Genomic DNA, 13,581 nt, shown 5'->3' with positions numbered 1-13,581 from the left:
GTCCAGACTATCATAGTCTCTGGGCCACTCAGCGGGGGGCAGATCACTACATTAAAAAGAAATTGCGCTGCTCTTCACCTCCCAAGGACGCACTGTTGAAGTGGTTTACCTAGAGCAGCGCGACCATCTCTACTCTGGGCCCGCTAAGTAAAGTCAAAAGCGTAGGTGTGGCAGCCATACGCCGCGCCCTTTGCTTGATAGCTGTCGTTCGTCTTTCCAGCACTTGCCCTCCTTATGGAAGTATGGGTGCTCTAGCAGATTAGGGACGCGCTAAGAGGCTGTCTCGAAGCTCATGCGTAACTAGCAGGTTCGTCAGGGGGGGGGCGGAGGGCAAGTCGGGATTTCCGCGCGTGCAACCTCCGGCACGCCGGCGTTCGTTACCCCCACCACCGGCTATACCAACCTTGACGATCTCACCAACGAGATTTGATGATGCTGCGCGTCACCACATCGTCGTCATGCCCGCATCACTATCCTCATCGAAACGTTCCCTACGGTTTAAGGCTTTGCTACTGAATCGAGCAGAGGTAGTGGTGCCCCGATGACCATCGTCCTCGCCCGCAGCACCGCACGAAGATAGGGCATCTGCAACGCGAGAAATCGACGCGGCGTCATTCCTAGAAACTCTCCGGCGTCGCGTAGGAAGTGAGAGACGTTATGATAGCCTGGAGGGGTGACACCGTGATCTACAGGCTCGACCGTCATCAACATCTCACTGATGACCCGCAGGAAGCGCGTTCGTCGCGTAAGCACCTTCATAGGGTAACCGAAATACCGTTTCGTTACCCGAAGAAGGGTGTCTGAAGATACGCCGAGGGCTACAGCTGTCTCTGCGGCTGTTGCTGACCCACTCTCTCCTACTTTCATGACGATTTCAGTCAGGAACGCTTCTCCGTGATGTGGGGGCGGCAGCGTCGAGAGCAGGAACTCGTCGAGAACCGACTTCACGGCCTCGCCTTGATCGGATGCGTGTAGACGAGCGACTAAATCACCCGTGCGTTCCATCGACCAGAGCTGTTCAAGTGGCACAATTTGATCGCGCAGACCGTCAGCGGGCCTGTTGAACCATCGCGCCCAGCCGGCGGGTGTCAAATCAATCACAACTGTCACCCCACCTTGCGAGGTGGTGGGCATGGCGCAACTCGTACCGCCGAACAGCATCGCCGTACCAAGAACGTTCGGCTGGCGTTTGCGCGTTTGCACCGTGACCTTGCCGGTCGTCAGGCCAATCCATAATTGAGGCCAGCCGGGCAATACCCAACTGTGAGGACCTTTGAATATCGTCGGGTCGGAATCAAGGACGGCGTAGCTCGGCACGAGTGAGCGGAGGGCATCAGCGGATCGTTCGTAGCGCAACGCGGTACCCGCCGGCAGGCAGAAGCCGGCCGGATCGATGCTGGGGGTGAGGCTGCCGCTAGGGACCATTGCGTCCGGAACCTACTTCGAAGTGGGGGCAGACGTCCATGATGGGATACCTCACTACGGCGCTTTCGTATAGCAGCGCCATTAAAGCTCCAAAGATAGCGGTCCAAGTTTTTGTAAGGAATCCGAGTCGTCGGCGACCATGTAGGCAGTTAGATGATCGCGACCGATCGCAGTGGCTTCACTGCGGCCAATCTTTGTCAGTTGCTATTGGCTATCGAAGTTGAGGCGCCATGAGCAAAGCCTTCATATCGCTTGTAATCGTACTAACTCTCCTGTGTTGTCTCCGCAGCGCCCGAGTCATCAGAAACAGCGACTACTCTCAAGCATTTAGAAACGAGGATGTCGCCATATTCTGGATCATCTTGGGTGCGAGCGTTAACGCGGTGGCACTGCTGGCCTTGGCAATTTTTGGATAAACACGCCTTCAGGAGGGTAGGGCTGGAAACAGGCGCCGAGACCAACAGCATCTCAAGTTGCGCCTGCGTCCACGAAGCAGACCGTTGCCTAACCACCACCTCAAGCCATTCCGGGTCGTTCTTGAACGCCTGGCCGGACGTTCTAGCAAGCTAAGCGGTGAACGGAAGCGAGAAGCCGAAAACCTGCCGCGAAAGGCGGCAAGTGGGTCGACGTAAAGGTTGTACCGTTGCCTTAGGCTCGAAGATTCGTGGCATCCTGGGATATGTTGTTGCCATTTAACCACTTGCTTAACTTACAGTTAACACTAGCATGGTTCTTGTAAAAATGGGGACCATGCCATGAAAAGAGGCTTTTCCGTCGTTTTCGCTGTGTGTGCGGCTGCCGTCGGAAATTCGGGCGCATCAGCCGCACCGCTTCCAACAGTACAACGTATGTCGATGACGCCGCTTGCGGCCGAGCAACAAGTATCATTCGAAGTGTTCCTGCCGCTTAGAAATCGAGCCGAATTGGATAAACTCCTAAGCGATCAACAAAAATCGGGAACTTCAGACTACCATCGTTGGCTCACCCCAAATCAATTTTATCAGCGATTCGGCCCTTCAGCGCAGGACATGGCAACGGCTGAGGCGGCGCTTACATCGCAGGGCTTTACTATTGTTGCCCAGCATACGCGTTCTTTTCAGGTCGCAGCAAGCGCGTCAGCGATCAAACGTTCTTTTGGCTCAACGTTGTCACGCGCAACATTCAGCAACGGTTCCACCCGAATCGTTCCAGACACCAGCCCAACGCTACCAGCCAAGTTGCAGGCGCAGGGGGCTACTGTCGTTATGTTTTCTGGCCGCCCTCCCATGCATTCCAACGCCCGGTATGCGGCAAACGCTGATCCAAACAACCGAAATTCCGCATCTGGTGGTTATTGGTTCACAGATTTAAAGCAGGCTTACGACTATCCATCGTACCAGGCGACTGCGAATGGAAAGCCCTTGGACGGTACGGGTGTGAGTGTAGCAGTCTTGATGTCTAATGACGTTTTAGACTCCGACATCGCGACCGTTTTCAATCACGAAAAGTTTACTGCCATAACTGGTAAGCCGGTTCCGATTATTAGAAGAGTTCCTATAGATGGAGGAGCGCCTTTTGACACCAATGCTTCCTTTGAGTCTTCACTCGATGTTCAGATGGTGCTTGGTGGCGCACCCGGTTCTTCGGTCACATTGGTCAACACACCAGATCTTTCTGATAAAAGTATTATAGATGGGTATATACATATTATTGAGAGCAATCAATATGATATTGTAAACTCTTCTTTTGGTGGTTGTGAGCTATTCTATACGGCAGCATATAATGGGGGTCAGGATTATACACCCCTGCTTCAAGTATATGATGACCTCTTCAAGCAGGGTAATGCTCAAGGCATTACGTTCGTCGCAAGCTCGGGAGATGAGGGGGGGCTCTCTTGTCCAGACACAAACTACTTTGCCGGAACAGGTCCGTCGCGTTTCGTCCCAAGTATCCAATTTCCTTCCGATAGCCCGAATGTGACCGGTGTTGGCGGTGGGAATCTGCTGACTAGCTTTCGAACGCCGCCTACTCTGAAATCAGCTTATGTGTCGGAAAATGCATTAGGCGATCCGGAGATCGCCTACGATCCTTACGGCGTCGGTTCGAACGTAGCAGGTGGGTTTTGGGGTGCGGGCGGTGGAATCTCGGTCTATTTTCCTAAACCTGATTATCAAACCTTGGTAAACACTGGTTCCTCAACGTTCCGCACCACTCCCGACGTCGGCATGCTCGTGGGCGGATGCCCCGGCGGCATTTCCCTCACCCCATGCGGCCCAAACCGCAGCTATGTAATCATAGCGATTGGCGGACAGCTTGCCGGCGTAATTGGCACGTCGGTGTCCTCTCCACAATTTGTGAGCGCTGCCGCCCTTTACATACAAAAGACGGGACGCCGTGTAGGGAACCTAAATCCTTACCTATACGCGGCCGGAGCTCAGCAAAGCGCGGGCGGGGCAACTGTCTTCAACCGTTCCATTCCAGGGTTCGACGGTAAGTGGACGGGCGCCGCTCCCGCCGGCGGATACACCTATCTGGTTGGTAACGGGACTCCGAGGGTTCGTGCACTGTTCGGCATGCAAGACGTTGCTGCAGCGGGTGATCCGCAGACCGCGAGCAATCCATAGACCGCGAGGCAGGGCAAAGCACCGTGCTCTGGATGAAGGAGGATTATCATGAGTGTTCGGATAAAATGCGCTATCGCCGTAGTCGGTATGTTCGCGACAATTCCGCAAATGGTGAGGGCGGCCGAATATCGCGTGACCTACAGCGGTAAAATCACCGACGGGTCTGATGCTGGTAATACTTTTGGGCTTTTCGGGCAAAACTTGGAAGGGTTAGGGCTTCGAGCCGACCTGACATATACAACGTCAGTTCCAGGAACTCGCACGTCGAGCAGGACGTCTGACGAAGTGTCGGGTGGCGATGCTTTCGGAACGGCGCCGGTGCTTTCCTCCGCGATGTTCACGATCGGTTCTGCCAGCTTTACCTTCTCTCCGTCCTACTATGGGGATGTATATACAAGCCCAGATTTCATCAGCGCATACGGATACGATGTTCTTGGAAACAGCCTGCAAACATACATCGTTCCAGATAGTGCGGCGCCCGCGAACCTCCAGACACTGTTTAGAAGCACGGGTAAGGGCGACACAGGCGGAGCCTCGACGCAGTATAGTTATCTTGTAGCCGGCAATAGCAACATTGACTTCAATGCCACCAATGTGATGGTAGCGGCTGTTCCTGAGCCGGCAACATGGGCAATGATGCTTGCTGGGTTTACTGCCATAGGTCTAACTCTGCGTAGACGTGGTAAGAGGTTTTCACCTCAGAACGGCCTTGAAGCTTTATCAGATAAGCAATAAGTCTAGTAAAGTGTCCGCGATCCTCTCAACCTATGACTGTGCAGAGGGCTGTAGTCCCAAAATATTCCTTCTATTAACGGGGGCTAGCAGCAATCGTATCAAGCTTGGCACTTAAAATGAAGGTTTTACTGGTAATCCTTTCATGCGTTGCGCTGTCTGGCTGCGGATCACAAGATTCTGCAACGCTGGATGGCGCTGATGGCACACTTGATACACGATTTAGTTCGCATGGAAGAACATCTATATTCCCCTCTTCAGACACGAGCGTGATCCAAATGCCGTCTGATTTACCGGCTTGGGCCCCAGCTTTCCCCGGATCTAAAGCCGCTCAGGTGATAACGCAGGGAGAAAGGGGATCAGCGATCAAGTCGGTGGTCCTCACGACGAACGCCGACGTCAAAACCGTGGTGGCTTACTACAACGAAAAAATCGCCGCCACGGGAATGAAGACAGCGATGGCTCAAGACACACCAGACGGAGCAGTTCGGATGATCGAGAGCTCTTCGGGAGCGAGAGACATGCTCATGATCGGTAGATCGGATAATTCTACCTCAATCTCGTTGGCTTACAGTGTTTACCGCTAAGCAATCGATTAGTTGCTTTTGATCCTCGTTTAAATAGCGCTCAGCAGCATCGCTCGCGATGAATGTCTGGCTGCGCATACAGACGCCTGCGATACAAGAGCGTGAGAACGAGGAGCGTGCGCGATGGACGCGATCAACATCGTACGGGTTTAAGGCGGATCGGAGAGATGCCAAAGCAACAGGACCGATGCCTGCCAACTGAGACAGCTGACGCGGCGACATGCGACACAACTCATCGAACGTCTCGAATCCTGCTTCCCAAGGTCAGCAGAAGTTTGGGCTGAGCCCAAGCCGTTCCACAGTCTCTCACGTTTTTCAAATGCATCAACATCATCATAGGCTCGCTCGAGCAATGATCGCGCATGGCAGACGGTTCTCCGAAGAACGTGGCCGCGCGCTATTTCCGGGTGTCCACGATACTGCTTGATTTGCCATGCCGCGCGGCCACCGGTGACAACGTACATGTGCGGGACGCGTGCGTCGAACAACTTATATGCCCGCGACTTCGCGCACGCGACTTGCACAGGGGCGTTTGTCAGCGCGAATCGGCTGCCGGGAGCTTATGCATAGTAATTCCATGATCGAGCGCGTCGCGCGCGAGCTTTGCCGCTGTGACGGCTATCCTGAGGATCTCAGATATGAGGGTATGCCGATGTGGGCGAGCTACGTAGACAGAGCTCGCAAGGGCATTGCCGCTATGCGCGAGCCGAACAAAGCCGTGTTGAGCGCAGGCGGGTGTACGATGGAGCATTGGTTGCGAATGATCGATGCTGTTTTGATCGACGAAGCTATCGTCAGCGCCGATTAGGGCGCTGGTATGTGGCAAAAGCTAGACACCCTGATTGAGCGCACTCCGATCAGCTGGACATTCGGAGTGCTGATTGGCGCCGCGGTCACTTGCGCGCTGTCGCTGCTGAACCTTCTCAACTGAGCGCAGCGGTTCAATTACCCCCCAGTCGAACCAAAGCATTGACGGCCGAGCGGGAGGCTTCGCAGGGGTACCGGCGTGGTCGCGTACCTCTGCCAATACCCCTGCTCAGACCCTTAAGCGTCCTTAGTTCCGGACGATTAAGTCACCGACGCGCTTTGGATCGATGGAGCCAACGTTATAGGTTACTTTCACTTCCGAGAGATTAAAGCGAGTGAATGCCGCGCGTGCGCCAAGCTTGCATTTGTCGAAGAGATGAAGCGGCCACATCGCCCGGTGCCAGCTTGGCGCAAATCGCCACCAGGCATATATCGCGCCCATGCAGGAACTGACCCTAGCTGTCGTCGGCATCGACTTCCCCAACGAAAACGGCAGCAACCGCCGGTCTGAAGCAATGATGACGCCACTCGGCGCATCAATTGAGTTGGTGCCCGAGCCGAAGAACAAGCATGATCCGAACGCTATCGCGGTGATCAGCCCAAACGGCGTGCAGATCGGCTACGTCAATGCTGAGCGTGCACTGTACGTCGGCTTGCGGATCGTTCGGGGCGAGGATGTGGTCGCGATCTTCCAAGGCATCGACGGTGGTTCAGCGTTCATTCGGGTTCGGTTCGGCGGTGGCGCGCCTACACTGCCGTCGGTTACAGACAGGTCGCAAGTGACGCCGCGCCCGCCTCGGCAGGTGCGCAGGTCCGAGCCGTATGATCCTCACAGCTTCCAGCCAGACGAAGATGGGCCGGAGTGGGGTGCTTAAAGTACCTGTGTGGAAAGCCTTGTCATTACGGCCCCGCGTCCGTCAAAGTAGATAAACAGCACCTGCGATGAAGGGCACCCACAACAACAGGGAAACCGGCAAGGCAAGCGTCAGGGCTCGCATAACTTCCGCCTCATGTTGTGGCGCCCCACGATTACCGACAGGCGCTAGAGATGCTCTACCCCGATTTTTGGGCAGCACGCTACGCGCAGCTTCTTGTTGGCTCATAGTGGCAGGTGAGGGCCGATTGGCCCGGCTTACTCGAAACGACGATTTCATCGATTGACCTGTTACGGAACACATTAACCACTTCTAAATGTCTGGCTGCTCAGCAAAGTTCAACAGGAGCAACTGCAGCAAAAAAGGAAGATTTGTGCTGCACCGCGGTATATCTGATCAGCTGATAACGGCATCTGGTAGCGAGCTAGTTGCTAAACGACGCGTCTATGCGCTCGTTGGCAACTGATTAGCGACTCACGAAATTGTGCATCTGCGAATTACTCTAACGAAATTTATTTTGCCTGGCCTTTAAGCCCTTGTTTGTGGGTCCTTTTGCGAGATCCGATTTCCGATCGGCTTCGCAATTTCAGCGTGTAGAAGGAATTGCGCGAATGCGTAGAAGGTAAGTCTCGCGAAGAAAGCTAAGCTAACCATGAGCGCAGGTCGACGGAGATTGCGCATGCCAAAATGGTATTGCGGCTTTACGACTTACTTGTGGGCGCCGGATTAGCAGTGATTGCATTGGTTATACTGTATACCATCGTTATGCTTGTTCTGCGGTGATACCATTTGTGTGTCGGATCACCACACGCTCCTGTTCCGTGTCTTAAGTCGCAGCGATCTCCTCGTCAGACCGCTTGTTTTGATCGCATGCTAAACCGGCAGCTAATGCCTCAAGGTGGCGATACCTCTTCATAACAGCCTGCGCGCCGCAGCTGGCGCACAATCCCGTTAAATGCAGTCGTCACGCCCTACCCCTGCCGATCACGTTGTCTTGAGTAGCGGTATCCCAGTATAGCGCGCACGGCCAGCGCTTGGGGCAGTGCGGCAATAGGGCGCTAAGCGAACGTGCATCGTATCGACGCGACCATCGGTACAACGGGTGACGCCCTCGCGCACCAACCTTTGCAGGGGCGATGGCGGCTAATTGCATTATAGCGCCGACATCAAACCAGTAGGCAGCTTTCGAAAAAGGGCGTCCAAGCCGAAGCCAGAACGCCCGAGGTGGTGAAGGGAGAAAGCCTTCGCCACTCCGATTACAAGTCTCAACCTGAACGGATACGAAACTGTACGTAGTTCGACTAGCCTAAGGTCAACGGGATTCCGCAGCCTTTCACACGCTGCCATGCCGGAACTCGTAGAACATCACCGATGTACAACCGCAGCGGTCAGCGTGAACACAATACCGACGCCAAACAGCGCCACCACCGTGGCAACTGCGGCATCGTAGAATTACCAGATCCAGTTCCGCATGCGGCGCTCCTTCGCCTGAGCCTTGCCGCAGGATTTGTTAACTGCTGGTTATGGGGCGCGCATTGTAGTTGGACGTGAGCGTAGTGCCATTTCCTGAACGATTATCGCGTGCGCTCTTCCAATCGCGAGTGGAAGCGTTCGGTAAGCCGGTTTCGGTCGTGACTTTTTAAGGAAAGCAGTGGCTCTTCCACAATCGACCATCCCGTCATCGACACGGCTGTTGGAGATCGGCTCAGTACCGTAACCAAAGTGTTAACCTCGGTTCGGCAAAGTGAACGAATGGACACTTCGTTATCAATTACGGCCGGCGAGGGTGTTGCGCTATTGTGGATTCGAATCGAACGGAAATGGTGACGAGGCTCCAAGCGCGCCCGGTGTTTGGGATAGTTCTGGGCTTTGTGGCAATGAGTACAGCCCTGCCAGCCGCTGCTGCAACGGTTACTGGGGTAGAGATCGCCGCTGACCGTCTCGTCGCGCGCTTCGATGGCCCCGTTGCGGGCGCGAGCAGTCGCGTTCAAGCGCGCCATGCCGCTTCCGGGGGTGCCACACAATCCGTACCGCTTGACTTCTCCGCGATTCACTTCGGCGAGCGCACCGGCCCTGCGCGCGGCCCTCGTCCATCCCAGCCTGCATCGCGACCCACCACGGCTCTGAAACTTTCGGCTATGCGCGCCCTTGTCAATCGGCCGCTGGTGGTGATCGACGCCGGCCATGGCGGCTTCGACCCCGGGGCGATCGCACCGGACACAGGTCTACGTGAAAAGGACGTCACGCTAAGGATTGCCAAGGCGATCCGCGACGAGCTGCTGGCGTCCGGCCGAGTGCGCGTGGCACTGACCCGCGACGACGACCGCTACCTGACACTGCGCAAGCGGTTCGAGGTTGCGCGCCACCTTCACGCAAATCTGTTCATCTCTATTCATTGCGACAGCGTGAGCTCGGGCGACGCGAGGGGTGCCTCGGCGTACACGTTGTCCGAAGTTGCGTCCGACAAGGAAGCGGCGCGGCTGGCGACACGGGAGAACAAGGCGGACGTGATCGCCGGCGTCGATCTCGGCGACCAAGACACCGACGTGTCGTCGATCCTAATCGCCCTGACCCAACGCGAGACGATGAACTCATCAGCGAGCTTTGCGCGGCTGCTAGGACGCGAGGCGGCGCCGCTGATGCCGCTCAAGCCCAACTTCCATCGCATGGCATCGCTAATGGTGCTGAAGGCGCCGGACGTTCCGAGCATCTTGTTCGAGACTGGCTACATCTCCAATCCCGAGGATGCCAAATTCCTCGATAGTACAGATGGGCGCGAGCGGATCGCCGAGAGCGTCACGCGCGCGGTGGAGGTACATTTCGCTAGGCGCATGGCATTGCGATAAACCTCGAGAGGTCCGGTACGCTGTCGAAAAACTGCCCCGCGCAAATGGCCCTTCTCTATATCCGCTCCTCAATTGCGGTTCAAACCCCTTTAACGATGGTCATTTAGGCCATTTTTCCGAATGGCTGCTATTCGCCTCCACAACTTGGAGGGTGTCGGATGAGCGTCGCAAGGGTTCGTTTCGAAGCGTTTCAAGTCCCTTAGTAAGGAGCGACATCCACGCCGCTCAGCGGCACGCCTCCCCGTTTTCACATCAACCCGCATCCACCTGCGCTCGCCGTAAGGGTCGCGGTGAGGGAAAGAGTTTTTGGCATGGTTATCAACGCTTTTCTCCTGGCACTTGCCGTAATGACCGCCGCCGGCGTCTTCGTCACCGAAAGTATCGACCGGCCGCGTCGCCGCACGGAACGGCTTGCGAAGCAGGAGGTAGTCTCCTTCGACAGAGACATCTCGTCGCCGCTCTCACGAGGCCACCAAGAGTAAGGACATGTCGACAGATTAATGATAAGGTGCTTCCATGCTTTCAGTACATCCGGAGTTGTAAAGATGCCCACTCAGTTTATTGTGTGGAGCTAGCAGCGCAGCGGTGCTGGCATTGTTAGCGATCTTCTTCACCATAGTTTAAAAGTAATTTGATAGGACTTGTCGTCCTATGTTCTAAAATTATAGGTTACAGCTTATAACCTGTGCATCTGATTCAGGGTGTGCAGTGCACGATGCCGGACAACTTCCCAACACCTAGCGATATTTAGATCAGCGTCGACACCTCGATAGAGGCCTTCCGCTTCAACCAAGGTTTGCTCCTCCACTCCATCACAATCAGGTGATCCGGGAAGCTCCACGCTTGAACGCCAGCGCATCGTCGAAGCTGCTGTGCAGTCATTGGTCCCATTCGTCCGCGTGCAGCAGGACCGACATACGATCGTGCACCGGACTGATCGTCTCGTTGCAGTGGGTCATCGCGCCGGAATAGACCAGGCCCTCTTCTGCACTGCCGTGCCATAACCCCGCTCAGGCAAACAGAAAATTGGCCGACAACCGAGAACCAGGTCCGCGTTTTGCTGCCTATCCGTCCCTCCGCTTCAACAAAGGCGGTCAACGGGATCAGGCCGCGCCATTGCGGCTTTGATGCTCGCTCCTTCCACATCGGCTTGGCGAGATCGGCGATGTTGTTGACGGGGCTTCGGCTTGGCGGTGCGGCTCATAGTATTGAGCCGCAGCGGAAAGCCCATATCATCGACAGCATGACGCGCCTACCGCCGTCTTCCCAGAACACCAAACCGGGCGCGCCGGGGTAGACTTTCTCGCCCGCCTTCGACGCGGCCGTGCCGAAATGCTCAGCGAGTTCGGCCGCAGACAGCCTAAGCGTATAGAGGTTGCACATGCGGAGAGCCTTCTAATCAGCAGCGAAGGTCAGTGGCGCTCTCCAGGATCGCGCATCCGCTCGAGGCGATCGATGATCTCCATGAACCGCGCCACGCCCGCTTCATGGCCGGCGGCACCCAGCTGCTTGATGCGATCGATCACCCAGTCGCGCGCCTGTCACCGTGGATGCGCTCAATCGCCAGCGCCTTAGCCCAGCGTTCTTCGTTAGCCAATGAGAGCGGATGTGAGATGGGGTTTAGTCGCGTCGGAGACCCTCTTCTCAGCACTTCGTAAATTGCCCTTTCTTAGGCCCCGATGCAATATGGCACTTGCCCTTCGCATCCTTGGTCACACTACTGGTCGCCGCAGCCTTGTCTGCGCACTTCATGAACCTGCCCTTGGCGTCCTTGCAAGGCGCGGCATAGCTGGGCGCGGATACAAGTGTGGCGGCGGCAACGGCGAGCGTGAGGCGGAGCATGGCGGGTCTTTCGATTCGAGAGGCCATGATCATCATGCGATCCGCAAAAATGGGCAAGTGCGGCTAAAATCTATTCCGCAAGCGGGCGCTACCGCTGCGTCCCTGCGCAACCAATCAAGACCACAGCAACCTCGCTAAACGAAGTGCGGAGGGTGTGCAGCCGCGACGTATCAGGTGATGCCGTTCGGCATCTACGGGCGATCCTCGCCGTCCTGGCTCCGACCAATCCGCCCGCGCCCAAAGGCTCAATATGTATCTCGTTTAACTGCGCGAGCAGATCGTTGAACATACCGTCATTTTGGACAGAAATCGCGCGGTTAAAAGCTGACCCAAGCCGATTGAGATTATGTTCAGTGAGGAGGCCCTACGGCAATTATTCGTGCACCGTTCATAATCTCTTTCGTGGGAGCGCTCAAGCAACGGATATACCGCTTGTGCTAGCCGTTTCAGCCGGCAAACGACGCGGTTATGCCACCGTCTACCGTGCCGCTGTGAGCATCTCCTTAATCTGCTTTCGAATTGCCGCCCCCGAAAGGTGCGCGTCGACCGCGGTACGGTCTGCATCCCACCTCGTCCAAGTTTGGTGCCTTCGGTGCGGCGGTCGCCAAGCGCACGCAGGGCATCATCAACTCGGCATATTAAGCCGTCGCCAGCGTACAGGAACCAATAAAGGTACGATCGTTCGGACGGGCGCTACTCGGCAGCTCGCAGCATCGGCTTTGAAAAGCTTTCTTGCTTCATTAAGACTAAATAAATGATCCGATACAGACTAGCCGCAGCCCTAGCCCTGCTCGCTACCTCCGCCGCAGCAGATACGACTCCTGCGCGCCTGTTCCGCAATGGAGTGGCGCTGTCGAACAGCCAGAACGGCTACATCGAAGACAGCTCAAGGTTTGTCGCGCCGTATATCGTAGATGGTGGTATTCGCTCCCTACGTGTCCCGCTGAAATCGAAGTACCTCGTCGTCAACGGCGCGGTTGCCGACACTATCCAGCTCAACGGCTACCCGACCAAGGAAAAGGCAGCGCTCAAGGCCGTCATCGATCTCGCGCTTTCCCATAACGTGACCGTTTACCTCGATGATCACGAGTATCGCTGGTACTCAGACAAGGAAGTCGGCGACTTCTGGCTGCCGGTCGGCAAGTGGCTGATGGCCACGTACGGCTACAATGCTAACATCGTGCTGGAATTGCAAAACGAGAGCGGCGGCTCGGAATGGGATCCGAACTATGCTCGCTCAGTGAAGGATCTCGTCACCAAGCTCCGCGCGACGGGCATCACCTATAAGTTGGCGATCGGCTGGGCTGACTGGAATAACGTGGGGAGCGCTACCCGCGCCTTTACTGATCTCGACGCCATCGGCGGGCCGCAGTCGATCGACTCGCTCAACCGGGTCATCTGGACCGGCCACTTTTATCAAACCACGACGGGTAACGATCAGGCGAAGGCGGGCCGAAAGGCCCCGCAAATCCAAGGCTCGACCGTCTCCTCCAGTTTTGCGACCTTCTTTGACGCCTGTAAGATCCGCCACCTTGCATGCGCAGTGACCGAGATAGGTATGGGCGGCGGCGCGCACGGCTGGCTCGCGAACGGATCGGGTAAGCCGGCGTTCGATGGCAAGGCATGGCTGGCCGCCTACTCGGCCCTCACTGACAAGTACAAGGGCACTCTCGTCGGCACGATCGCTTGGGGCGGCGGGGCGGCTTGGAACGATGCCTACCCTTTCAAAGTGGAGTATGCGAAGGACGCTTGGCGGAAGACTCGTGAGACCGAATTCTGGGCGGCGATGAAACGTTTCTGGGCGAAGTGAGAGCGCGATGCTCGTAGGCCCAAGTAGCCTGACGTTGTGAGATCCTTCTGACAG

General features: G+C 56.1%; 9 protein-coding genes. 7 read left to right on the top strand and 2 right to left on the bottom strand.

Translation table 11 applies throughout. From position 1 onward, the window contains the following. Positions 1 to 498: 498 nt before the first annotated feature. The gene (locus L8F97_RS21715) at positions 499 to 1,425 is read right to left on the bottom strand and encodes a helix-turn-helix domain-containing protein (RefSeq protein WP_242154737.1); all 927 of its coding nucleotides are present in this window, start codon (positions 1,423 to 1,425) and stop codon (positions 499 to 501) included. Between the two features lie 854 nt (positions 1,426 to 2,279). Here L8F97_RS21715 and L8F97_RS21710 point away from each other — a divergent pair. The 6 genes from L8F97_RS21710 (at position 2,280) to L8F97_RS21685 (ending at position 10,357) form a co-directional block, all read left to right on the top strand. Beyond that, entirely contained in the window at positions 2,280 to 4,028 is a 1,749-nt protein-coding gene (locus L8F97_RS21710) for a protease pro-enzyme activation domain-containing protein (RefSeq protein ID WP_242154736.1), read from the top strand. Between the two features lie 48 nt (positions 4,029 to 4,076). Beyond that, positions 4,077 to 4,763, top strand: a complete 687-nt coding sequence (locus L8F97_RS21705) for a PEPxxWA-CTERM sorting domain-containing protein (protein ID WP_242154735.1) — start codon at positions 4,077 to 4,079, stop codon at positions 4,761 to 4,763. Between the two features lie 1,161 nt (positions 4,764 to 5,924). Beyond that, complete coding sequence (locus L8F97_RS21700; protein ID WP_242154733.1) at positions 5,925 to 6,155, top strand: hypothetical protein; 231 nt, start codon at positions 5,925 to 5,927, stop codon at positions 6,153 to 6,155. Positions 6,156 to 6,594: 439 nt separating this feature from the next. After that, complete coding sequence (locus L8F97_RS21695; protein WP_242154730.1) at positions 6,595 to 7,029, top strand: HIRAN domain-containing protein; 435 nt, start codon at positions 6,595 to 6,597, stop codon at positions 7,027 to 7,029. A 1,820-nt stretch (positions 7,030 to 8,849) separates the two neighbouring features. After that, positions 8,850 to 9,875 (top strand): N-acetylmuramoyl-L-alanine amidase, encoded by a 1,026-nt coding sequence (locus tag L8F97_RS21690; RefSeq protein WP_409929083.1) that lies wholly within the window; start codon positions 8,850 to 8,852, stop codon positions 9,873 to 9,875. A 311-nt stretch (positions 9,876 to 10,186) separates the two neighbouring features. Then, positions 10,187 to 10,357, top strand: a complete 171-nt coding sequence (locus L8F97_RS21685) for a hypothetical protein (protein WP_242154727.1) — start codon at positions 10,187 to 10,189, stop codon at positions 10,355 to 10,357. Positions 10,358 to 11,075: 718 nt separating this feature from the next. Here the strand turns inward: L8F97_RS21685 and L8F97_RS21680 are convergent. Next, positions 11,076 to 11,258, bottom strand: a complete 183-nt coding sequence (locus L8F97_RS21680; RefSeq protein WP_242154725.1) for a hypothetical protein — start codon at positions 11,256 to 11,258, stop codon at positions 11,076 to 11,078. Between the two features lie 1,213 nt (positions 11,259 to 12,471). On the opposite strand from L8F97_RS21680, the gene L8F97_RS21675 reads away from it, so the two are divergent. Continuing rightward, positions 12,472 to 13,527 carry a glycoside hydrolase family 5 protein gene (locus tag L8F97_RS21675; RefSeq protein ID WP_242154723.1) on the top strand — a complete coding sequence of 352 codons (1,056 nt, stop codon included), beginning with the start codon at positions 12,472 to 12,474 and terminating at the stop codon, positions 13,525 to 13,527. Positions 13,528 to 13,581 lie beyond the last annotated feature (54 nt).

The sequence above is a fragment of the Sphingomonas sp. BAUL-RG-20F-R05-02 genome (assembly GCF_022662305.1).
Lineage (GTDB): Bacteria > Pseudomonadota > Alphaproteobacteria > Sphingomonadales > Sphingomonadaceae > Sphingomonas.
This window is presented reverse-complemented; position numbering and strand designations above follow the sequence as displayed.

What these genes read in the sequence shown, in the direction of transcription:
- L8F97_RS21715 (WP_242154737.1), bottom strand. Translation starts at nt 1,425, where the DNA reads ATGGTCCCTAGCGGCAGCCTCACCCCCAGCATCGATCCGGCCGGCTTC.
- L8F97_RS21710 (WP_242154736.1), top strand. Translation starts at nt 2,280, where the DNA reads ATGACGCCGCTTGCGGCCGAGCAACAAGTATCATTCGAAGTGTTCCTG.
- L8F97_RS21705 (WP_242154735.1), top strand. Translation starts at nt 4,077, where the DNA reads ATGAGTGTTCGGATAAAATGCGCTATCGCCGTAGTCGGTATGTTCGCG.
- L8F97_RS21700 (WP_242154733.1), top strand. Translation starts at nt 5,925, where the DNA reads ATGATCGAGCGCGTCGCGCGCGAGCTTTGCCGCTGTGACGGCTATCCT.
- L8F97_RS21695 (WP_242154730.1), top strand. Translation starts at nt 6,595, where the DNA reads ATGCAGGAACTGACCCTAGCTGTCGTCGGCATCGACTTCCCCAACGAA.
- L8F97_RS21690 (WP_409929083.1), top strand. Translation starts at nt 8,850, where the DNA reads ATGGTGACGAGGCTCCAAGCGCGCCCGGTGTTTGGGATAGTTCTGGGC.
- L8F97_RS21685 (WP_242154727.1), top strand. Translation starts at nt 10,187, where the DNA reads ATGGTTATCAACGCTTTTCTCCTGGCACTTGCCGTAATGACCGCCGCC.
- L8F97_RS21680 (WP_242154725.1), bottom strand. Translation starts at nt 11,258, where the DNA reads ATGTGCAACCTCTATACGCTTAGGCTGTCTGCGGCCGAACTCGCTGAG.
- L8F97_RS21675 (WP_242154723.1), top strand. Translation starts at nt 12,472, where the DNA reads ATGATCCGATACAGACTAGCCGCAGCCCTAGCCCTGCTCGCTACCTCC.